This is a genomic window from Actinotignum sanguinis, from assembly GCF_030230305.1.
Classification (GTDB): Bacteria; Actinomycetota; Actinomycetes; order Actinomycetales; family Actinomycetaceae; genus Actinotignum; species Actinotignum sanguinis.
Genome location: NZ_JASPCQ010000020.1, coordinates 1 through 22221 on the forward strand (window position 1 = coordinate 1; position 22221 = coordinate 22221).

The following is a 22221-nucleotide window of genomic DNA, read 5'->3' on the forward strand; positions in this document are numbered from 1 at the left end:
GGATGGTGATGGTGTTGATACGTTTGCGGTGCGGCGGGGGAATGTTTTCTATGTGAAGAATTCTCTGGCCAGTGGCGCAGCAGATGCCTCCTTCTCCTACGGTCGGACTAGCGATACCACCCTTGCGGGGGATTTCAACGGTGATGGCCGGGATACCCTCTCGATCCGCCGCGGCAATACCATCCACGTCAATAACTCTCTGACGAGCGGAAACGCTGATTACGCACTCCCGTACGGGCGCGTGAGCGACGAGCTCTTCATGGGCGACTGGGACGGCAACGGCACCGATACCCCAACGGTGCGCCGCTAAGATCCATATTTCCTACTAACACGGGTGGGTGCTCGGACCGCGTGTCTCCGGGCACCCACCCGTTTGCCACAAAGTGCAACTGCAAGTACGTTAAGAAATTGTTTCGGTGTCGTGGACTTGCATCCTGTGTGGCTCTCGGTTGAGGCGTTGCTTTTTACGGGGCTTCCCGTCGGGACGTTGCTTTTTGCGGTGCTGGTGGCGATGCGAGTCGTCCCACCGCGCTGGCGGGAGGGGTGTTTTTCTGGGGTGTACTTCGCATGTACGACATATGAAGTACAGCTCTGAAAATACATACTGCCCCGCTGCGGCTCAGTCAGTTCTTTGGTACCAGCGCACAGTTTTGGATCAATCTGCAAACCCGTTATGACCTTGAGAAAGAAGCGGATGCGCTGGGAGACGAGCTGGAGAGAATCCAACCCTTGCAAAGTGTGTGAGCGGAGTTCGCTAGCGGGAGTGACTATGGAAAGCGTCATCCGCAACCGCGGCTTACCGGACGCAATCGGATAGCACCTCGTGCAGGGCGTGACGTTCGTCGTCGTCGACCCGAAGCCCGTAAGCACGCTTGACCGCCACCTGTCGCGCGGCGTATTCGCATACAAAAGCCGGATTATCCGGCAGCCACCGCGCGGCGGTGGCGTGCCCTTTCTCCTTATTCGCCGCCCCGGAGACCGCGAGTAAATTGAGCGGGTCGGTGGCAAATTGCGCGCGAGTATCCGCGTCCCAGTCTTGCGCACCGGCCCGCCACGCATCATAAAGCGCGACCACGTGATCAATCGTCACGGCCTGAGGTTCCCGCGCGCGGTCAAAAGAAATCTCCGTTCCGGTATACGGATCGCGCAGGGTTCCGGTGGCGACGACGCAACCGGGCGGCGTGGACTTCCCCGACCAGAAGGTAACTCCCGCAAGATCGCGGCGCAGCACCTCGTTACGAACAGTGCATCCGTCTCCATCGGTATCCGGCCAGCCGTCCTCCAGCCCGAACTCGGCGCGGGAATAGCCACGCCCGGAATCGGGGCGGCCTCCGGGTAGCTCGCTCAGGGCGGAAAGTGCCTGGGAGGCGGTGAGTGTGCCGCTGCTCGCGCTACCGATCCCACCCGGCTCCGAATCGGAACCGGTATGTGAGAGTTGCAGGAGTGCGGCAGCAAGGACCATCAGCAGCGCGGCGATGACCGTCCACATGCGCCGGTGCGGAGAAGAGGTACCGGACGCCTGTGTATCGCCGTGGCGCGCGCCGGAACGACCCATCGAAAAACGCATATCCAACCTTTCGGGACACCGGCCCGTGGCGGGCCTGCGCCTGCAAGGTAGCATAGTGAGGGACCTTGGCACAGTTACGACAATGAAGGAGTTATGAATGGCCCAGGCACTTGAGACCGATATGGTGAAGAAGTTTGCGGAGGATTTCGCGGCGGATCGCACCGCTCGCATCGTCCAGAACGCCGTCACCCAGACCTCGATCACGAAGGTCGCGCAGGATCGCGATGTTATTAACGCGATTGATCCGTCCATGTCGGTGAAGGTGGACACCTGGAAGGTGAATAACCAGAAGAAGTCCGGGCGCTGCTGGCTTTTCTCCGGGCTCAGCTCGCTGAAGATGCTTGTCAATCGCGCCACCGGCCTGAAGAACTTCGAGTTCTCCCAGTCCTTCCAGCATTTCTACGACAAGCTGGAGAAAGCCAATTATTTCCTCACCTCCATGATTGAGCTGGCGGACCGCCCGGTTGATGACCGCACCGTGCACTACCTGCTGTCCGATCCCATCGGGGATGGCGGGCAGTGGAATATGTTCGTGGCCCTGGTGGACAAGTACGGGGCCTGCCCGAAGTTCGCGATGCCGGAAACGGAATCTTCCTCCAATACTCAGCTCATGAACCGCACCCTGGAAATGCTGCTGCGCCGCGCCGCCCACGATATTCGCGAAGCCGAAGCCGGCCAGCGTGAAGCCGTGCGCGAAAAGTTCATGGGGCAGGTCTACCGGGTGCTTGCGATTCACCTGGGCACCCCGCCGGAAAGCTTTGTATGGCAGTACGAAGATGAGGAGGGGAACTTCCACCGCGAAGGGAAGATGACCCCGGTGGAATTCGCGCAGAAGTACCTGCCGGATCTGGACCAGTACGTGTGCATCGTCAATGATCCGCGTAATGAGTACGGCAAGCTCTACACCGTGGATCGCCTCGGCAATGTGGTGGGCGCCAAGCCGGTCACCTACCTCAATGTTCCCATCGAGGTCATCCGCGAAGCCACCATCGCCACCCTCAAGGACGGCCAGCCCGTGTGGATGGGCTGCGATACCGGCAAGCAGTCGGATCGCGAACGCGGTATTTGGGACGGCCAGCTCTACGATTACGAAGGCACCTACGGGATTGACCTGGCGCTTTCCAAGGCCGATGAGCTCTACTACGGCGAAGCGATGATGACGCACGCCATGGTGTTCACCGGTGTTGACCTGCGTGAAGATGGAAGCCCGCGCCGCTGGCGCATCGAAAACTCCTGGGGCGATGAGCACGCCGATAAGGGCTTCTGGACCATGAACGATTCCTGGTTCGACCAGCACGTTTTCGAAGTTGCGGTCACCAAGGATCGCCTCTCCGCCGAGCTGCTGGCCGCGCTGGAAACCGAACCGGAAGTGCTGCCCGCCTGGGATCCGATGGGTTCGCTGGCCTAAACCGTGGAGTACGGCCGGTACGCACCCTCGCCGAGCGGAGACCTGCACCTCGGGAATCTCCGCACCGCGCTCCTCGCCTGGGCTCTGGCCCGGCGCAGCGGGCGCGGCTTCCTCATGCGCGTGGAGGATATGGACGAACGGTCCCGCCCGCAGTTCCAGGAGCGCCAGCTCGCTGACCTGCGCACCCTTGGCATCACCTGGGACGGCCCGGTCCAGATCCAATCCCAACGCACCGCGGGGTACGACGCCGCCTTCGCGTCCCTGTGGGAACGCGGACTGCTCTACGAGTGCTATTGCACCCGGCGTGATTTAGCCGACGCCGCCCGGGCGCCCCACGGGGCGCCCGGGGTATACCCGGGCACCTGCCGGGACCTGAGCGCGGCCGGCCGTCGGGCCGGGCGCGCCAAGCTCGCGGCGGTGGGCCGCCAGCCGGCCCTGCGGCTGCGCACCGAGGTGAAAGAACTGAGTATTCACGATGAGGTGTGCGGGGAAGTGAGCGGCGTCGTCGACGATTTTGTGATTCGGCGTGGCGATGGTCGGTACGCCTACAATTTTGCCTCCGTGGTGGATGATGCGCTTGAGCATATTACCCAGGTCACGCGCGGAGCGGATTTGGCGCCCTCCACGCCTCGGCAGGTGTATTTGCAGCGTTTGCTCGGGGCGCCCACCCCGGAATACTGGCACGTGCCCATGGTTCTCAACCAGGCCGGTGCGCGCCTGGCCAAACGCGACGGAGCCGTGACCATGCGGGCGCTCGCGGAATACGGCTGGAGCGTAGCCGATGTGCTGGCGCTCATCGGGCGTTCGCTGGGGCTGGAGGTGCGCACGGCCGCGGATTTCGCCGAGCAGCTGGATATTCAGGCGCTGCGCCGCGGGCCCTGGTATGTGGACGTGGCGGCGCTCGAGGCAGGGCCGGGCCGCTGAGCCGCCGGGCCGGCTTAGGTGTGCCGGCTAAAATCAGCCACCGGCGCGAATTTTGCGCGGGCCGCGGCCGCTAGATCCGCGGGAGCCAACCGCACCGAGAGTCCGCGTTTCCCACCCGACACCACCATCGCCTCCAGCTCGCGCGCCGAAGCATCAATAAAAATCGGGCTGCGGTGTTTTTGACCCAGCGGCGAAATACCCCCGGTCACGTAGCCGGTGAGTTTCTCGGCATCATGCGGATCCATCATCGCGGCCTTTTTACCGCCGGCCGCCTTCGCCAGGGACTTGAGATTGAGCATGGCGGCAGCCGGCACCACCGCGCACACCGCCTTCCCATCCACCCGCGCCAGCAGGGTTTTGAAAATAACACGGGGATCCATCCCCAGCTCAGCGGCGGAATCGAGGGCGAATCCGTGCTCGTGATGCAAACTTTGTTCGTACTCAAGAATCGTGAACTCCACGCCGGCTTTCTCCAGGGCGAGGAGGGCCGGAGTCCCGGCCGGCTTATTTTTCTTCGACGACATACGTCCAGGATAGTAGCCCTCATGTTCATATGGATGCACTACCATATTCCTACCGGGAGCCAGCCACCCGGAGACGGAGGAAACCGTGAGGAAACGCCAATTCGGCCGCCGGCATGATGACCAGCAGCGCGGCAGCGCCACCGGGGAAGAACCCGCTATCGAATCCGAAGAAGAACTGAGCGGCGGCTATGATTTCGGCGGCTACCAGCCCGGGCAGAGCTACTACCCGCGCCGCCGCCTCTTCTGGCAACGCGCCACCATTATCGGCATCGCTTTCGTTATTTCGATGGTCGCTCTGGTGGCTTATTTCCTGTAGCGCCGGATAGGGCGCCGCGGAAGCGGCGCGGTGTCGTCGCCCTGAAACACGGTCATGAGGTACGACGGCGCCGCCGGGCACGGGCGCACCGGGCCGGTGAAAGTCGGCCTGCCTGTGGGTGACACACCGGCGGGGCTCGTGCCTGTGGATAACATTTTCTCCCTCTCGACAAGCACCACTTTTATCAGCCACTATGGGAACACCGGTCCTCACCGGCCGGCGTCCGAAGCGCGGAACTCTCACCACCCGCGCGCCACCACCTACGTACCTCAGGGGGATGTATGGCTGTATCCACCGCACAATTGCGGGTCGCTAATGATTCGATTCTCACCGTTCGCGCGCTCGTTACCCAGGCTCAGGAGGATTTGCGCGCCCATCTGCACTCAACTATGGACCGCATTGCCGCCTGGCATGCCGGCTGGCGGGGTACCGCCCCGGTAGCTTTCGCCGCTGCGCTGGAGGAATACCGCGCGGCCAGCGAAAAACTGCTGGCTTTATTAGCTGATTACGGGGCGCGCCTGGGCCGCGCGGATGCCACCGTCGCTGAAACAGACGCGGCCACCCGCGCGGATTTTTCCCGCATGGCGGCTTTAGTCGGGGATCTGCCGGCGGCGTAATAGCGCCTGCGTGTGCCCGCACACTTATAGAAAGGATTGTCATGACCGAGCTTCGTGCTCATTTTGGGGAACTCTCCGCGGGGGCGGCTGATATGGCTGCCCACGCTTCCCGCATCGAGGGGGTGCTCGCGCAGCTCGATGCGCGAATACGCACCGCGATGGCGGATTGGGACGGGCAGTCTCAGGCAGCCTACGAAGCCGCGCAAACGCGGTGGCATGCCGCGGCCCGCTCCCTAAATGACATTTACGCGCGCATTGGCCAGCAGGTGGAATGCGCTTCGCAGAACTATCGCGCGGCTGACCGGGCGGTGGCTCGCCTCTTCGGGTAGGGAGCGGCGGTTCACGGCGGTATTTTCCCGCCCGCATTTTCCGCCCGCACCACGTTCGTTATGCATGCGCATTCGCCTTGCATGCAGTTTCATCATGGCTCTATTTCGTCATGCAAAAAATAATATTGTGAAAGGACTCGTATCCACCATGGCAATAACCACGGGCCCGAAACCCACCCCACATGTGATTCGGGTATTTCTTGCTTTTCTCATGGTGTTCGCTTTGGCGGGCGCCGGTCTGTTCGGCGGCGCCGGAGCGCGTGCCGATTGGGATCATTCTGTTGGCCGCGGTATTGAGATTAAAGGAGTGAATATTGTTGGCCACCTCCGCCTCGGCCCGCATTACGCGGAAACGCAATCAATTAACGGGGTGGCGGTGGAGGGCTATCCCATTTGGTGTATCCAAGCGAAATATGCCGATCCTGGCCCCGGGGAAATGGTCGATATTACGACCCTTACTGAATCCCGGGCGCTCGGACCGGGGGAGTTGCAGCTGAGTACCCCGCAAATGGCCTGGCTGCTCAACCGCTACGAAGGAAATACCACGGATGATCTCAACCTGGCTGCGTTGAGCTACCTCATCCACGTTAATTTCGAAAAGGAATACCCGGGACGTCCGGGGCGGGCCCAAGAGACCGTGAACGAACTGGTGCAGGCGGTGCGCACCCAGCGTCCCGATATTGAGGAGCGGGCCCAGAGCTACGTGCGCGAAGCGCGCGCCAGCGCCGCCGTCGGCTACGTGAGTGGAATCGTGGAAGGTGAAGGGGACCGCAGCGGTGCCATTCGCGGTATCGGGGTGCACCCGGATGATTCCGAGGCGTGGCTGCCCGGAATTCCCGTGGTTATTACCCTCACCGGCCCGGCGGTTTTTGACGCGAGCGGGAGCGTAACCTGGAGCGGGGTGACCGATAGCAAGCCGCTGGAGCTGGCGTGGTCGGCCACCGGGAATGGCCAGGTAAGCTACACAGCCGTTTTCGATACCCCGGTTCGTACCACTCTGACTATTTTCGGGGCTGATGGCACTGTTCAGGACACCGTCACCTACGGTCACCGCCCGGTCAGCGATCCCCTCACTCGCAATGTTCCGGGCCGCACCTGGGAAGTTATTTATGATTTCCAGCCGCTGGGCACTTCGAAGGTCAGCACCCGTCCTATTAATACCGACGGCGTTATTCGCGATACCCTCACCACCGCCGTCAAGGAGGATTACGGGGATGGGAAATGGACCCAGGTGAAGGGGAAAAATGTGCCCGTTACCTACCGGGCCACCGCCTACTGGGCGGGCCGCACCACCCCGCAGCGCAGCGATACCGTTCCTGAAGGAGCCGAGGTCCTGGGCTCGGTCACGGTCCAGGCCAACGGCCCGGGCCAGACTCTCACCGCGGAACTTTCCACCCCCAAACGTGGTTTCGTCACCTGGGTATGGGAGGTCCGCAAAAACGAGCAGGGGGAGAATTCTCGCTATATTCACGCCGATTGGGCTGATCATTACGGACTTCCGGAGGAAACCTCCCGGGAAGAATTCCCCTTCCGGCCTCTCGGGGTATCCCACGTGGCTGATGCGAAAGTGGTAGATACCGGCACGGTCCTCAGTGATACTTTCGTGGCCCGCGCGGATGAGAATTTCCGGGATGGCGAATGGAGCCGCCGCCCGGGAACGAATGGTTCGTTTGAGGACGGTCCCTTTATCCCGGTTACTTACCGGGCCACCGCCTGGTATGTCTCACCCACGGCCGTTCCCGAGCCGGGCGTGGTTCCGGCCAGCTCGGAAAAAATCGGGTCGGTGACGGTGGTGGCCGAAGGCCCGGGCCCGATCCGGGCAGAATTGAGCGAACCGGTGAGCAAGCCTGGAATGTACACCTGGGTGTGGGAAGTCCTCGCGGAGGACCAACCGGCCGAGTTCGCGCCCTGGATTGAGGCTGGCTGGTCGGATACGTTCGGGCTGGCCGATGAAACAACGTCGGTACGCTACCCCGGGAAGATCGATTCGGCTCTCTCGATTCGCCAGACGAAGTCCGGCACCTACCTGGTGGACGACGTCTGGGTGAGCGGTCTGCCCGCTAATCACCCCGATTTCACCGGCGGGGCAGGTTTTGGAACCGATACTCAAACGCTCACCCACACCCTGCTTTTCTTCCCGGAAGGTCAGGCCGTAACCGATGAGAACCGCCCGTCCGCTCGCCAGATCGGGCAGCCGGTGGTGCTTCCCGCCCGTAACGGTTTCTATCCCAGCGTGGGTGATCCTTCCTGGATTATGGAGCAGGACGCGGCCGGGGAAAACCTGCCGGGCACCTACGTGGTGGTCTCCGATTTCGCGGGGGATGATCGGGTGGCGCCGCTATCCACCAGTGTTACCGATGTGACCGAGCAGTTCACGGTGACCCGCGAGCCGTCCCTCCACACCACCATGCACCATGCCGACACCCATATCGCGCCCAATACTGGCACCGTCACCCTGGTGGATACTGTTTCTTATCAACACCTAATTCCCGGAAAGGAATACGAGGTTCACGGGGCGCTCCTGGACGCGACCAGCGGCCAGCCGCTGCGCGATGCCAGCGGGAGCGAGCTCACCGGCACCAGCCGTTTCGTGCCCGAGCACCCGCACGGTAGCGTAGAGGTGGTTTTTGAGGTCGACGCCGCAGCTCTGGCCGGCACCAGGGCGGTGGCCACGGAAACTCTCCGCCAGGACGGGCGTGATATTGCCGTGCATGCTGACCTGAACGACACCAACCAGACGGTGACCTTCACGCGCCTGGCCACCCGCGCCCGGGATGGTGCTGCGGATGCGGATGTGGATGCGGATGCCGGTGGGGCTGAGAGCGCAACTAGTGCGAAGCGCACCGATGGTGCCGGCGGTGACCAGATTCTTAGCGCCACCGCGGATGCGGTTATTACCGATGAGGTATGCGAACTCAGCGGAGCACTTATTCCCGGAGAAACGTACCGTATTGAAACGGCCGCCATGTTCCCCGATGGGACGCCGGTGCTCGGGAAAGATGGCACCCCGGTGCGGAAAGTCAGCGACTTCATTCCCGGTTCACCTAGTGAATGCGCCCGCATTAAGCTGGGCTTTGATGCGAGTGCTTTAGCTGGCCGCGAGGTGGTTCTTTTCGAATGGGTGTACCTGGGCGACCGCCTCATTTCCGAGCACACCGATCCGCTCGATAGCGAACAGACGGTTCGTTTCGAAGAACCACCGGTTCCTCCAACGACGCCGCCCGCTACGCCGCCGCACACCCCGCCCGCCACTCCGCCGGTCACGCCGCCTGCACCTCCCCAGCTGCAACGCACCGGTGCGGCGCTCGCGGGCTGGATTTTGGCCGGGCTCACTGCGCTCGCCGGCGGCTTGACCTTGCGCTACCGGGCCAATTCCCGTTCCAGCGCTACCCGCTAACCCCGAGATAACCAGCCACTACCTATTCACAACGCATGTCACTCACAGCCCGGGCCGGGGAGGATATCCACTCCCCGGCCCGGGCTTGTTCCTGTGCAAATGAGGGGTGCGCGGTCAATCACGGGCGGTGCCGAGTGCAGGCAGCAATATCGGTCCGGGTGGTGCCGTGCGGATCGGTGCAGAGCTCATCTACGGAAAGAGTGGCGGCCGCTTCGGGAAGGCGGGTGCGCCAGGCGGGCGGGAGCTCAAGTGTGCTGATGTTATCCCAGCTAGCGGCCCTGCTCAGCCGGGCAAGATCAGTAATCTCTACCAGGGTGCTCCCCTGCACCAGGGTGGCACTTTCCACGCTCGCATCTGTACCGGCCACGAGCACCGCACCGCTGCGTGATGCTGGGGATTCGGGTGCGTGCACCAGGAAAGAGCGCCCCGCGTGGAAAGCCGCGCATACCCGGGCGGGGCCGGGTTCCGCGGTTCCGGCAGCCCCGCCGGAGGCCGGGCCGGGCTCCGCGGTAAGATCAGCGGGCCAGCCCTCTCCGGGGCCCGTTTCACGGAAATCAAGATGGGCACGAGCTGCCGGGTCAAGGGCATACACCTGTGCCCGGGCACTGTGATCGGAGAGCCGATACAGGTGGAAAGCGGTGGGGGAGAGCGGTTCGAGCACCCCGCCCGAACCGATCTGGAACCAGGTGCGGGTGCCGGCACTGTCAGCAAAAGCGACCAGGTCACCGACCCGTGCCGCTCCGATGCCGGGAAGATACCCGGCCGGCTCTCCGGCAGCGGGAACCGTGAGGGGCGCTAGAGGCCGGCCCTCCGCCCAGAGTGCTACCCAATCCGGTGGCGCCTCAAGCACCGGCACGCCCGGAAATTCACTGCGGAAAGCCGCTTCCGGTATATCTACCCGGTAGCGCTGCTCGGCGGCGATGAGCCACAAACTGCTCGGTGTTCGCACCAGCACGGCGCCGCGATATTCCGGGAGCGGAGCCGTGGCCGCCAGGGCAAGCGGCGCGGCCGTGCCCTGCATATTTTCCCCGCTGTCCGCCTGCGGGGCTGTAACACTTGCGGGGCAGGCCACCAACCACGGATCGTGCAACTCAGCTGCGGTCGGCAAAGAATCAGGGGCGCCGGGAATTCCCAGGGGCGCCCCGCGCGGTATACCTGCGAGCCGGGCAGCTGGGAGCACATGGGTGGATACTCCTTCTGGATACAGCAGGTAAGCACCTGCCAGAGTAGTGAGAGGGTGGAGAATTCCACCGGAACTGAGATAACGGGCTCCGCTATCCGCAGCGACCACGATCGCGCCATCCTCCCAGCCCTCGGGAAGTTGCGGGGAGAGCGCCCGTACCGCTCCGGTACCGGCCGCGGCCACCAGAGCTAGCCCAAGAGCTCCGGCCAAACCGGCCAATCCCGGGCGGGGAGCCTCCTCATGAGCCGGTATTCCCCACCACAAGGCACCCGCGATACTACGGCGCCGGAAACGGCGGGAGCTCATAATAGCGCGCGCGTTTACCATGGACTGACCGCAATAACTATCCCGGCGCCGAGCAGGGCGGTGAGTATGTGCTCCGTAATCTCCACCCGCCGGGTGAGAAGAAGCTCGGCTTCTGACCGCTCACCGCGGCCTCCACTATTGTCGATACTCTCCGGTTTTCCTCGGTGGCTTCGATACCCGAGGAAAACAGCCGGAATACTGGCCAGCGCCGGAGCTGCCAGGCAAGCAAGAATACCCGGCGCTGCTTGCGCTGCCGGGTTTTGCATGGCCAGCACACAAAGCTCCACATAAAGAAGAAGGAAGAAAAGGAGCCGAAGTACAAACGCGGCGTCGGCTCGCATACTTATGGCACGCAGCCCGAGCACAGTTACCGCCGTGCAACATATGGCCATGGTGAGGATATCCGGCCGGCAAGCCAGCGGGAGGAGCACGGCGATCACGAAGACCGCGCCGGCTTCAGCCCCCAGGGTGCGGAGGGTGAGTGTACGCGCCCAGCTTTCCGGGCTCTGCCGCGCAGATAAATCCGGGCCAGCGGTGGTGGGAATCTCCGGTGGAGAAGCGCTCACGCGCAAGATAACTGGCGCAATGGCGCGAACTGTACATACCAGCGCCACCACGATGACGAGCGCGGTGGGTTGTGCAAGCCGGGCGTGGAGCAGGGCCACGCCGCCCCAGCCCAACATACCGATTGCCCAGGTGAGCAAAAGACTTCGGCCACCCGGCACGGGAACCACCACCCGGGCGAGCACCGCGATGATAAGGAGAAGGCAGCCGGCTGCGATCCCACGCGGTCCCATATGTGATCCCGCACCTGCTAATACGAGCGGAGCGGCGCGCCATCCGCATGCTGCCCCCACCCAGCCGCTGGCGGCGAGCAGCGCCAGCGCCATGACGTGCGAGCCGCTGCCCAGATGCGAGCCCTCTTGCCGGCGAGCATATGCCCAATTCACATGAGCAAGACCGAGGAAAACAAAGGTGATGCCGGCTAGCACGGGAAGCGCGAGCACGTGGGGGAGCTGGGCACACGCGCTATACCCGGCCAGGCTAAGCCCTGCTACCACAGCCGTTCCGGTGGCGCAGCTGCGGAGCGAAGGTGGGGGAAGTTCGCCGCGTTCGATCAGGGTGGAATGGCGGATACGGCTGAGAACCGGGTCGTAGCGGGGAGGCGTGGGCGGCGCGGGCCCGTCAATAACCAGGCAGATTCCGGGGAAGAGCAGGTCCCCTGCCGGCCGGCTCGGATCCAGGTGCTGACCGGTGGTGGTACGAACCGTCCAGGTGGGAGGCGTGAAATCCGGAGCGAGGAGACGCAGTACTTCGGGAATAAGAGCGGTCAGTGAAAGCGAGCTGGCTAGCTCGAATTCGCCGCGCCGCCCCGCGCAATGCACGCATACGGGAATGGCGATATCCACCGATGGGGTACCGCCCGATGGGGTACCGCGTGATTCTGCTAGTTCTCCGGCCATATGCCCTCCTTTCTGCGCTTGTACCTGCGCGTGCAGTAGTTCGCCCGCGCTCGCCCCTGAGATAGCACAGGCCGCCGGTACCGGAGCGTCGCGGCCGTGGGGTGAGGGCACGGTATCAAGAAGGCCGCCGTCTCACCAGAGCTCATCCACAGCCCAGCGAGTTATCCACAGGCCCAGCTGGTCATGTGCGAGAGAGATGCGCCGTCGTACCGAAGCTGTGGATGGTGCCTCGCCTTGAGGCCGCGCCCTCGGTAGGGTGTGCCGAAAAGGAGAGCCCATTCGCGAAGGGGGTGGCAACGTGGAGGTTGTGACCATTCCCGCGCCGCCCGCGTGTTATCGCGGCAGCGGGCAGAAAATGAACGCCGTCATGTTTATCCCTGCGCTGCTATCTGTGGTGATGCTCGGGGTGCTTTCCTCCACCGCCCGGCGCTCTGCCCACATGCTTCTCCTTATGGGAACGCTGGGGTTTCTCATGCTCGCCTTCGCGCTCCTCAACATGGGCCTGACGCTGCGACGCAATGCCGGGAAGCGCGACGGCGCGCGGCGTGATTACCTCGCCGCCCTGGCCAGGTGCGAAGCCGAGGCCGCCCGCATGCTGGAGGCCTGTGTTCGCGAAGAAGCGGAACATTATCCGGCTCCGCTTGTGCTCCCGTTGCGCCTGAGCCGCGGCATGCCGCCCGCGCCGGGCCCGATTCGGGTGGGGCAGGCCTTGCTTGCGCCGCCCTATACCGTCACCCTTGCGGAGGATCCGCCCGGGGAGCGCGACGACGCCGCCCGCCGGGCACGGGACCGCTGCGCCGCGGAGGTACAGCGCACAATCCCCGGCCCCGGCCTCCTCGACCTGCCCTCGTATTCCACCGTGCGGGTGAGCGGGGAGGCGGCCTGGGCGTGGGTGCGGGCCGTCCTGTGCCAGCTCGCTGCGAGCATTCCGCCTGGTGATTTAGCTATTAGCCCGGATGATAACGTGCCCGCGGCCGAAGCGGGCTGGCTCAGTTGGCTGCCTCCGTGCGCCGTTACGGAGGCGGGGCGCGGCCGGGTCACACACCTTATTATTAAGGGCTCCGCTGGAGCACCCGGGCCACCCGGGCCACCCGGGCTACCCCGGCCGTCCCGGGTACTCGGACCACCGGGAGCCGCAGGATCGCCCTCTCACATCACACTTTATTTCCGGGAAGATTCCGGGCGCGCAGGCCCGCCACCGGAGGGGCCCGGCCCGCGGGGCTGGCCGGTGCAACGCGAAGCGAGTCCCTCGCCCGATCCCGGCAGCCTCGCCGCGCTTGTGCATTTTCCCGATGGTAACGACGCGGCACATCTCAGCCTCGTTGATAGCACAGGGGTGCGTGAGGCTATTCCGGATCTGCTTGACCTGGACGGAGCTGCCTACTGCGCCCGCGCGCTCTACCGCTCCCGCGGTTCCGCACCGCAGTCCGCTAGTGCACAGGTATACGCTGATCTTCTCGGATTGAGATCCCTTATCCCGGCGCGTGCCGTCGCTTCGCATCGCCCAGCCCAGCGCCCGGAAGCCGCTTTGCGGGTGCCCCTCGGCCTTGATCCGCAGGGAGATCCAGTATGGCTGGACTTCAAAGAAGCCGCGGCCGGTGGGATGGGCCCGCACGGGTTGCTCGTGGGGGCAACCGGGTCCGGAAAATCGGAGTTGTTGCGTACGCTCCTCCTCGGCCTGTGCCTCACGCACTCGCCCGAGCAGCTCAACCTGGTGCTCATCGATTACAAGGGCGGGGCGAGTTTCCACGCCTTTGCCGAGCTTCCCCACACCGCAGCCCTGGTCACCAACCTGGAACGCGATACTTCCCTGAGTGAGCGCATGGAGGAAACCCTGCGCGGGGAAATGAACCGCCGCCAACACCTGCTCGCCGAGCACGGCCAGCATTCCCACCTGGGAGAATATGAGGCAGCTCGCGCTCGCGGCGCCCATAACGGCCCGCTTCTCGCCCCACTCCTTATTATTATTGACGAGTTCGCTGAGCTCCTGAGCGGCCACCCTGACCTCATCGACACCATCGTGGCCATCGGGCGCCTGGGCCGTTCGCTGGGAATCCACCTGTTGCTCGCCACCCAACGCTTGGACGAAGGCCGGTTGCACGGCCTGGATTCTCACCTGTCCTACCGGATCGCGCTGCGCACCTTTTCCGAGTATGAATCCCGCGCGGTTATTGGAACCCCGCAGGCCGCTCACCTCCCGGCCCAGCCCGGTTGCGGTTTCCTCGCGAGCGGTGCCGAGCCGCGCCGCTTCACCGGGTTTTATGTTTCTGCCCCGCTCGCGGCACGGCCGGCTCACGTTCCCGCAGTACGACGCCGCAGCTGCGGGCCACTACCTCCCCGGCCTGCCGATGCGGCTTTCGGGCCGGGCTTGGCCGCGAACGGGTCGTGCACACTCACCGCAGCACTCGAACCGCTGCTGGGGGCCGGGCCGCGGGCCCACCCGATCTGGCTGGAACCGCTCACCCGCCCGCGCCATCTCACCGAGCTTATCGCGGTGCGTACCTCACCCAGGTTCGGGATGTATGCGCCGAGCCAGCGGGCCACCCCGCTGCGGCTCACGGTGGGTGAGCGGGATCTTCCACTACTCCAGCGCCGCGAAGCCCTCCATATTGATCTCACGGATTCTCATCTTCTGGTGCTCGGCGCTCCGGGTGCGGGATGTGCTGAGGCATTGCGAACCATTGCCGGGGCCATCGCTTTGGGATATACCCCCGCCGAAGCGCAATATATGCTGTGCGATCTCGGCGGTTCAGAACTCGCCCACCTCATTAACGTGCCGCATATTTGTTTTCGGGTAGATCATTCTGAGCTGGAGCGGATGCGTGCCGGATTGGTTGAGTTGAGGAACGTGCTCCGCGCTCGTGAAGCCGCACGGAGCGGGCAATCACCTGACCCCGATCCTTTCGGAGAAATATTCATTTTCCTGCGCGGGTGGGCGGCGCTACGAGCGCGCCCCGATATGGATGAGCCCCTCACTGAACTCATCGAGCGCGGCCCGGCCAGCCGCATTCACATTATTACTACGGCTACCCGCCCCACTGAGATTCCCGCGCACGTGCGCGATTTCTTCACGACGCGGCTCGAGCTACGCCTAGCTGATCCCTATGATTCGCATGCCCCGCATCGGCGCGCTGCCGCCGTCCCGGTAGACTGCCCGGGCCGGGGAATAACTCCCGCCGGGGAACATTTTTTACTCGCCACCACTCGGCCACCTGTAGATTCTGGTCTGTCGCACGTGAATTCGCCCGGGGCGCGACGGGATGTTCCCGCCCTGCACCTGGATGTTCCCGCCTCGCACCTGGATGTTTCCGCCTCGCACCGGGGCGATCTCCTTGCCGATATCCGCGCGGCCTGGGCCGGGCCGCCCGCACCTCAGCTATGGGAGCTCCCCGCGCACCTCAGCTACCAAGAGCTCCTGGCGGGAGGTGTACCGTCCCGCCCTTCGCTGAATGCGCTGCAGCTGGGAGTGAGCGCCCGCCACCGCGGGCCAGCCGCCCTCGATCTTGCCACCACCGGGCATGTTCTTATTATTGGGGAGGCAGGATCGGGGAAAACTGCCACATTGCGCCTCCTCCTCAACCAAGTGACCCAGAGTGCGCCACCACCCCGTCTTTTTCTCATTGACCCGCATGGTCAGCTGCGCACCTGCGTCCCGCCCGAACTCATCGCGGGAAGTTACCGAACTGGAGCGCAGGCTCGCGCGGATATGGAGGCTCTTGCCCAGGTGCTCGCCGCCCGCCGCTCTCCAGTTCCCCGCGCCAATAACAATATGGAGGTGGCGGCGCCACCCGCACCGATTATTGTCATGGTGGATGATGCCGAACTCCTTGATCCGCAGAGCTCTGCGCTCACACCGCTTGGCGAAGTACTTGTGGACGCTGCCGAACTGGGGTGGCACCTCATCCTCACCACCGCGGAACCTGCGCACTTGAGTCATATCCCGCTGTGGCGGCGCCTCCTCGCCACCTCCCCGGCCGTTCTCCTGCTCTCCGGTGATTTTCGCTATCGCGGTGTGAATGCCCGCCGCGATATTCCGGGGCGAGCCCAGCTGATCACCGGCTCGCTCGCAGATACCGTGCATATCGCGTGGCTTACACCCGACCCGGCATATCTCACCGGTGGCACGGGATCGCCGGGCGCACAAGGAAAAAATCCGAGGTCTAGCGTTGGCAGCCCGGGCACCAGAAGAGGCGACGCCCCGCCATAAGTTCCTCCCGAATAATTGCGCCGCAGCGCACGCACGGCCGGCCGGTGCGGTGATAGACCGCGAAACGCGAGAGCTCCGGATCGCCTGCGGGAATGGGATCGGGCTGGTATTCGGGAGGAATTGTCACAATAATTCCGGAATCTACATCACGGCCCATGCAGAGCACCAGGTCATCCCAGAGCTGGCGGTAGCGGGATTCGGAAACTTTATTGGCCGGCCGCAACGGCGAAATCCCGGTGCGCCACAAACAATCAGCCCGGTAAATATTGCCCGGGCCCGCCACAACAGCCTGGTCCATGACCACCTGGCCGGCCGGGATCTTCCGACGGCGCGCCCCGGTCACGAATCGCTGCCGGTCGCCCTCCTCATTGCGAATAGGATCGGGACCGAGGCGAGCGATCACCCCGAGGACTTCTTCCCCGCTGAGAATCTCACAGCGGGCAGGGCCGGTGAGCTGGGCAACCGCCTCTGGGCCGGCGAGGCGCAAGCGGGTTGTCGGCGTCGTCGCCAATTCTCCCAGGACCTGGATATTGTCCTCCGGTAGACCATCGCGACCACCCGGAGACGCGGCGTTCACCAGGTGCGTGGTGCCATCTTGCCCACCGTCGATGGTCTTGCGCATACCCGAATCTTCCGTGGGGCTCACGCGGATTCCGGCGCCATGCAAACCGGCCACACCCGGCCCTGCAAAAGCCCATTTTCCGTAGAGTCCTAAATGAATGTGGAGCCAAGTGGCCTGCGGGTCGCCAAGCTCAACGTCAGGAGTGCCGGGTGCTGCGGCGGCCGGTTCGCGAGCGGAAAGGAAAGGCCAAAAAAGATGTTTACCCCAGGCGTGGGCTCGCCCCGCGCGTAAGCCGTCGAGCAGTGCTGCGCCCTGGGCGAAGCGCCCCTGCGGGGAACTGGCCGCCACGGTTTCCCCGCCAAAAAGCGCCGTGAGAATACGTCCGTGACGATGAATAGCGTGACCTTCCGGCACCGCTCCTCCTCCATTCGCTATGCAATTCATCCAGTATAGGCGGGCGGGTTCGGGTGTGTGGCCGCCGAAGATGAAGGAGGTCGGTACGATTGGCACATCTTCTAACTTGAGTGGAATAGACTCAAGAAAGCTTGCGTTGATATGGGTGGATCGGTGAAGTGGTGACCAGGTAGCCGCCGCCGATGTAAGGAGTTGTCATGGATAAGTTAACAACGAAGTCGCAGGAAGCGTTGGCACAGGCCATTCGCACGGCGACGGATGCAGGGAATCCCCAGGTGGAGCCGGTGCATCTCCTGAGCGCTTTGCTCGGTCAGGAAGGTGGAATCGCCCTCGCGCTGCTTGAAGCGGTGGGTGCTAATCGCGTGGATATCGCGGAGCGGGTAGCTGGGGCGCTGGCGTCCTTGCCGCGGTCGGCGGGGGATTCGGTGCAAAATCCCGCGGCTTCGCGCCCGCTCTCGCGGGTGATTTCGGAGGCCGGTAAGGAAGCAACCAGCTTGGGGGATGCCTATATTTCTACCGAGCATCTGCTCATGGCGATTGCGGCCTCGCAATCCCAGGCGGGGGAGATTTTGCGCGGCGCGGGCGCATCGCACGAAGCGCTGCGTGCTACCCTACCGCGGGTGCGTACCGCGAAGGTAGATAGCGCGGATCCGGAAGGTACTTTCCAGGCCCTGGAAAAGTACGGTCAGGATCTCACCGCGATGGCTCGGGAAGGGAAAATGGATCCCGTGATCGGCCGCGATAGCGAGATTCGCCGCGTGGTCCAGGTGCTTTCCCGGCGTACCAAGAATAATCCGGTGCTTATTGGGGAACCGGGCGTGGGTAAAACCGCTGTTGTGGAGGGTCTCGCGCAGCGCATGGTGAATGGTGATGTGCCCGAGTCTTTGCGTGGCAAGCGGCTTATTCAGCTGGATGTTGCCTCCATGGTTGCCGGGGCGAAATACCGCGGTGAATTCGAGGAGCGCTTCAAGGCCGTCTTGAATGAAATTAAAGAGGCTGCGGGTGAAATTGTCACGTTCATTGACGAAATCCACACCATCGTGGGGGCCGGGGGCGGCTCCGAAGGCGCGATGGATGCAGGAAATATGCTCAAGCCCATGCTGGCGCGTGGTGAGTTGCGGCTGATCGGTGCCACAACCCTGGATGAGTACCGCGAAAATATTGAGAAGGATCCGGCTTTGGAACGCCGGTTCCAGCAGATTTTCGTGGGCGAGCCTTCGGTGGAGGATACCATCACAATTTTGCGTGGTATCGCCCCGAAGTACGAGGCGCATCATAAAGTAACAATTACGGATGGTGCCCTGGTTGCCGCGGCGCAGCTGTCCAACCGGTATATTACCGGCCGGCAGCTTCCCGATAAGGCCATTGATCTGATCGACGAAGCTGCTTCGCGTCTGCGCATGGAATTGGATTCCTCCCCGGAGGAAATTGATGTTTTGCAACGGCAGGTTGATCGCCTCACCATGGAGGAGTCCTATCTTTCTGAAACGCAGGACGACGACGCAGCTACCGCCGACCGCCTAGAAACCATCCGGGCGGAATTGGCTGACCGCAAAGAAGAATTAGCTGCCTTGACCGCGCGCTGGGAAAATGAGAAGGCCGGGCGCAACCGGGTGGGTGATTTGCGTGTCAAGCTTGATGAGCTGCGCACCGAATTCGAATTAGCGGTCCGCGAGGGCCGGTATGAGGATGCTGGGCGGCTCCAAAATGGTGATATTCCGGAGGTGGAACGCCAGATCGCGGCGGCTGAAGCTGAAGAGGCGAGTGGCGCGAGCCGCGACCATGAACCGATGATCGCCGAGCGGGTGGATTCTGAGGAAGTTGCCGAAGTGGTGGCGGCTTGGACGGGTGTGCCGGTCGGTAAGCTCATGCAGGGTGAAACGGAGAAACTCCTCCATATGGAAGAGGAAATCGGCCGTCGCCTCATTGGCCAGCAGGATGCGGTGCGGGCGGTATCCGATGCGGTGCGCCGTTCGCGTGCCGGGGTGCAGGATCCGAACCGGCCCGATGGGTCCTTCCTCTTCCTCGGGCCTACGGGTGTGGGGAAAACGGAATTGGCGAAGTCGCTCGCGGACTTTATGTTCGACGACGAGCGCGCCATGGTGCGTATCGATATGTCGGAGTACGCCGAAAAGCACTCGGTGTCGCGGCTGGTCGGGGCACCTCCGGGATACGTGGGGTATGAGGAAGGCGGCCAGCTCACCGAAGCGGTGCGGCGGCGGCCCTACTCGGTGATTCTGCTGGACGAAGTGGAAAAGGCCCACCCGGATGTTTTCGATATCCTGCTTCAGGTTTTGGACGACGGGCGCCTCACGGACGGCCAGGGCCGTACCGTGGACTTCCGCAATACCCTCCTCATCCTCACCTCGAATTTGGGTTCGCAGGCTCTAGCTGATCCCACCTTGGATGCCGCGGCCCAATATGACACGGTCATGGCGGCGGTACGGGCACACTTCAAGCCGGAGTTCCTCAACCGCTTGGACGACGTGATTGTTTTCCACCCGCTGAGCATGGAGGAAATCGGCAAGATCGTGGATCTGCAAATCACGCAGTTGGAGCAGCGTCTGGGTGAGCGGCGTATGCATCTGGACGTGAGCCCGGCGGCGCGCGATTACCTGACGATGGACGGATACGATCCGGCCTACGGGGCTCGCCCGCTCCGCCGGCTTATCCAGCGGGAAATCGGTGACCAGCTGGCCCGTATGATCCTCGCCGGGGAAGCACATGACGGGGATACTATCCGGGTGGATACCCAGGAAAATGCTACGGCCAGTGGCGGGGTTCCGGGCCGGGGCTATGCCTTGCGTCTCAGCGTCGAATCCTAATAAGTGAAGAGCCCTATCTACGTCCGGGGTGTGCCGACGCGGCACACCCCGGACGTGCTGTTTCCGTGAAGTTTGGCGGGCAGTGTTGCCGTTACTCGCGGCGGTGCGCTATGTGGGGCTGTTGTGTGTGATGCGATTGCGCACAATTTGCTCGCTGAAATTACTCTGTAAAAAGTCTTGACGGATCTTGAATGTGTCCTTTATTCTGATCTTAACGGCGTTCCTTTGAGCGTCGTTAAGGATCACAGGTCCACACCGTTCAACGGAGAATAGGAGGAAGATCGTGAAGACTATCCGAAAAGTAGGTGCCGCATTCGCGGCAACACTGCTATCTGTTGTGGCATTCATGCCATCAGCCAGTGCTATCCAGGTGGGTGGCTACAAGAAGTGCAACTTTAATCAGGCTCATGTTGGGGTGTATGCAAAGCAGCAAACCTCGGAATATATGGTGGTAAAAGTCCGAAGCGACGTGCTTTACAATGCGGTGGGTCGGTTCGAAGTGAGCGTTGTTTCTAATCACTTCAACGGTAATTGGAGCGCTGCGGCACCGGAGCTTCTTCGTGCACCTACCCACGCTACCTGTACCCCGATAGACTGGTAGATCTTATCTCATACGCGTGTGGTGGCGGGAAAGTGCTGTCTTTCTCGCCGCCACGTGTATCACGAAATGCGGTGGCTTATGAAGTGGAAAAAGTTGGCCGTTTTCTTTGTCGCTCTTATGGTGGCGGGGGGCTGCGGAACTAGTAGTTCCGATTCCGAAAGCGTGGGAAAATCTGGAAATCAAGCGGCTGCGGCTTCAACCTCCGAATGGGATCCGAATACCTGGAAAGCGAAGATTAAAATCTCTCCGCACTATCACACGGAGGAAGAGAAACTTGCTTTTCGCACGCAGTGGCTAAAACGTCACGCGGAGTTTTTGGAAATTGAGACGCCGCCGGATATTCCGCTTGTGGAATGGCAAGAATCTCTGGAATTGATGGATAATAAGAATGCTGAATGCTTCAGGGAAAGAGGTTTCAGCGCTCATGCGATACCTCGGGGCGGAGTTATTTTTAACCCAACTATTCCAGAGTCTCAATATGAGGCGTACAAAATTGCTGCGTACGAGTGCCAAGCGATGTATTTTCCTAATCCGGAATTTCTTACTGACTGGTCAGAAGATCAATTGAGAGTGATATGGGATTACTGGGACGAGTATTATATTCCCTGCTTGGCGGCTCACGGTCTTACTGTCGATACTTCCGAGCGTCCTGCCCGGGAAACATATGTCGCGACATTTTATACCGATGCCGAACACAGATGGTTCCCCAGTAATGATGGAGCTCTCCTGACCCAGATTCCTCCTGACGTATGGAAAACCTGTCCGAAGACACCTCCTGCTTCCCAGTTTTACGGGTTGGAATGAGACGTGGACATGAAATATAAGACTGGATCTGCTCTCGGACTTGTACTTGCAGTACTGACTGGCTGTGCCGCTGGCGATTCTGATTACGGAACCGCTGGCAATGTTGACAGCGAATTGGCAGTGTCCGCTGCATCCGAATGGAATCCGAATTCTTGGACATCTGATATAGAGATTCCTCCTAAATTTACTACGGAAGAGGAGAAGTTCGCTTTTCGGGACCGGTGGTTAGGGGCTGTATCAGAAGTTCCTGTGTGGGAGGGGAGCACCCCGGTTTTCCGGGTGTGCTCCCCTCCTTGTTCCCCAGAGCTTGTCAAGTTTTTTGTGTAAATGGTTTTGTTTAGTTGGTTGGGAACCGGTCTGGGTAGTGCAGGGATAACTCGCCTAATACTTTCTGCCAGCCCTGCACGCCTTGCCCTTCGATAAGCCGGCCAGGTCCTTTACGCGCACTACCCTTGGGTCGTACAGCATCCCTAGCTCGCTGCCTGGCACGTTTATCCTCGATATTCATGATGGCTAGCCACATGAGTTTGACCGCTGCCCCATCAGAAGGGAAATGCCCACGGTTCTTAATAATTTTACGTAGCTGGTAATTCAACGACTCAATACTATTCGTCGTATAGATCGCTTTACGAGTAGCCGGACCGAAAGCCAAGAACGGAATAAACCGGTCCCAAGCCCGCTGCCAGGCCGCTACCGCCGCCGGGTATTTACGCCCCCACTCTCCTTCTTTAAACGCCTCCAAAGCACCTAGCGCGCCTTCCTCGTTAGGTGCCG

16 protein-coding genes and 1 pseudogene are annotated in these 22221 nt (G+C 62.2%); 11 read left to right on the forward strand and 6 right to left on the reverse strand.

The annotated features are described in order from the left end of the window. A pseudogene (locus tag QP828_RS08110) lies at positions 1–310 on the forward strand (ExeM/NucH family extracellular endonuclease); the annotation flags it as partial. 486 nt (positions 311–796) lie between these two features. On the opposite strand, the gene QP828_RS08115 reads toward QP828_RS08110, so the two are convergent. Further along, positions 797–1567, reverse strand: a complete 771-nt coding sequence (locus tag QP828_RS08115) for an HNH endonuclease family protein (protein ID WP_274736538.1) — start codon at positions 1565–1567, stop codon at positions 797–799. A 97-nt stretch (positions 1568–1664) separates the two neighbouring features. On the opposite strand from QP828_RS08115, the gene QP828_RS08120 reads away from it, so the two are divergent. Together QP828_RS08120 and gluQRS are read left to right on the forward strand one after the other, a co-directional pair. After that, positions 1665–2975, forward strand: a complete 1311-nt coding sequence (locus QP828_RS08120; protein WP_087069975.1) for a C1 family peptidase — start codon at positions 1665–1667, stop codon at positions 2973–2975. A gap of 3 nt (positions 2976–2978) precedes the next feature. Then, entirely contained in the window at positions 2979–3899 is a 921-nt protein-coding gene (gluQRS, locus tag QP828_RS08125; RefSeq protein ID WP_284891519.1) for a tRNA glutamyl-Q(34) synthetase GluQRS, read from the forward strand. Positions 3900–3913: 14 nt separating this feature from the next. On the opposite strand, the gene ybaK is transcribed toward gluQRS, so the two are convergent. After that, positions 3914–4423 (reverse strand): Cys-tRNA(Pro) deacylase, encoded by a 510-nt coding sequence (gene ybaK, locus QP828_RS08130; RefSeq protein WP_284891521.1) that lies wholly within the window; start codon positions 4421–4423, stop codon positions 3914–3916. Between the two features lie 85 nt (positions 4424–4508). Between ybaK and QP828_RS08135 the strand changes: the two genes are divergently transcribed. The 4 genes from QP828_RS08135 (at position 4509) to QP828_RS08150 (ending at position 9082) form a co-directional block, all read left to right on the forward strand. Further along, positions 4509–4739, forward strand: a complete 231-nt coding sequence (locus QP828_RS08135; RefSeq protein ID WP_026428632.1) for a hypothetical protein — start codon at positions 4509–4511, stop codon at positions 4737–4739. 281 nt (positions 4740–5020) lie between these two features. Further along, positions 5021–5356 carry a WXG100 family type VII secretion target gene (locus QP828_RS08140; protein WP_284891523.1) on the forward strand — a complete coding sequence of 112 codons (336 nt, stop codon included), beginning with the start codon at positions 5021–5023 and terminating at the stop codon, positions 5354–5356. Positions 5357–5397: 41 nt separating this feature from the next. Next, complete coding sequence (locus QP828_RS08145) at positions 5398–5685, forward strand: WXG100 family type VII secretion target (protein WP_284891526.1); 288 nt, start codon at positions 5398–5400, stop codon at positions 5683–5685. 127 nt (positions 5686–5812) lie between these two features. Then, the gene (locus tag QP828_RS08150; protein ID WP_284891528.1) at positions 5813–9082 is read left to right on the forward strand and encodes a VaFE repeat-containing surface-anchored protein; all 3270 of its coding nucleotides are present in this window, start codon (positions 5813–5815) and stop codon (positions 9080–9082) included. 118 nt (positions 9083–9200) lie between these two features. Here QP828_RS08150 and QP828_RS08155 read toward each other — a convergent pair whose 3' ends face one another. Then, positions 9201–10592 (reverse strand): type VII secretion protein EccB, encoded by a 1392-nt coding sequence (locus QP828_RS08155; protein WP_274736539.1) that lies wholly within the window; start codon positions 10590–10592, stop codon positions 9201–9203. Then, positions 10586–12034 (reverse strand): hypothetical protein, encoded by a 1449-nt coding sequence (locus tag QP828_RS08160; RefSeq protein ID WP_274732370.1) that lies wholly within the window; start codon positions 12032–12034, stop codon positions 10586–10588. Before QP828_RS08160 ends, QP828_RS08155 begins: the two co-directional genes overlap by 7 nt. 298 nt (positions 12035–12332) lie before the next feature. On the opposite strand from QP828_RS08160, the gene QP828_RS08165 reads away from it, so the two are divergent. Continuing rightward, positions 12333–16241 carry an FtsK/SpoIIIE domain-containing protein gene (locus QP828_RS08165; protein ID WP_284891530.1) on the forward strand — a complete coding sequence of 1303 codons (3909 nt, stop codon included), beginning with the start codon at positions 12333–12335 and terminating at the stop codon, positions 16239–16241. Here the strand turns inward: QP828_RS08165 and QP828_RS08170 are convergent. After that, a complete protein-coding gene (locus QP828_RS08170; protein ID WP_274732372.1) occupies positions 16195–17217 on the reverse strand; it encodes an Fpg/Nei family DNA glycosylase in 1023 nt (340 codons plus the stop codon). The genes QP828_RS08165 and QP828_RS08170 overlap by 47 nt on opposite strands. Positions 17218–17414: 197 nt before the next feature. On the opposite strand from QP828_RS08170, the gene clpB reads away from it, so the two are divergent. From clpB to QP828_RS08185, 3 genes are all read left to right on the forward strand, one after another. Further along, positions 17415–20042 (forward strand): ATP-dependent chaperone ClpB, encoded by a 2628-nt coding sequence (clpB, locus tag QP828_RS08175; RefSeq protein ID WP_274732373.1) that lies wholly within the window; start codon positions 17415–17417, stop codon positions 20040–20042. A 283-nt stretch (positions 20043–20325) separates the two neighbouring features. Next, entirely contained in the window at positions 20326–20643 is a 318-nt protein-coding gene (locus QP828_RS08180; protein WP_274732374.1) for a hypothetical protein, read from the forward strand. Between the two features lie 78 nt (positions 20644–20721). Continuing rightward, the gene (locus QP828_RS08185; protein ID WP_274732375.1) at positions 20722–21447 is read left to right on the forward strand and encodes a hypothetical protein; all 726 of its coding nucleotides are present in this window, start codon (positions 20722–20724) and stop codon (positions 21445–21447) included. Between the two features lie 337 nt (positions 21448–21784). On the opposite strand, the gene QP828_RS08190 is transcribed toward QP828_RS08185, so the two are convergent. Continuing rightward, on the reverse strand, positions 21785–22221 hold a 437-nt coding region (locus QP828_RS08190), incomplete at its 5' end, for a transposase (protein ID WP_284891533.1).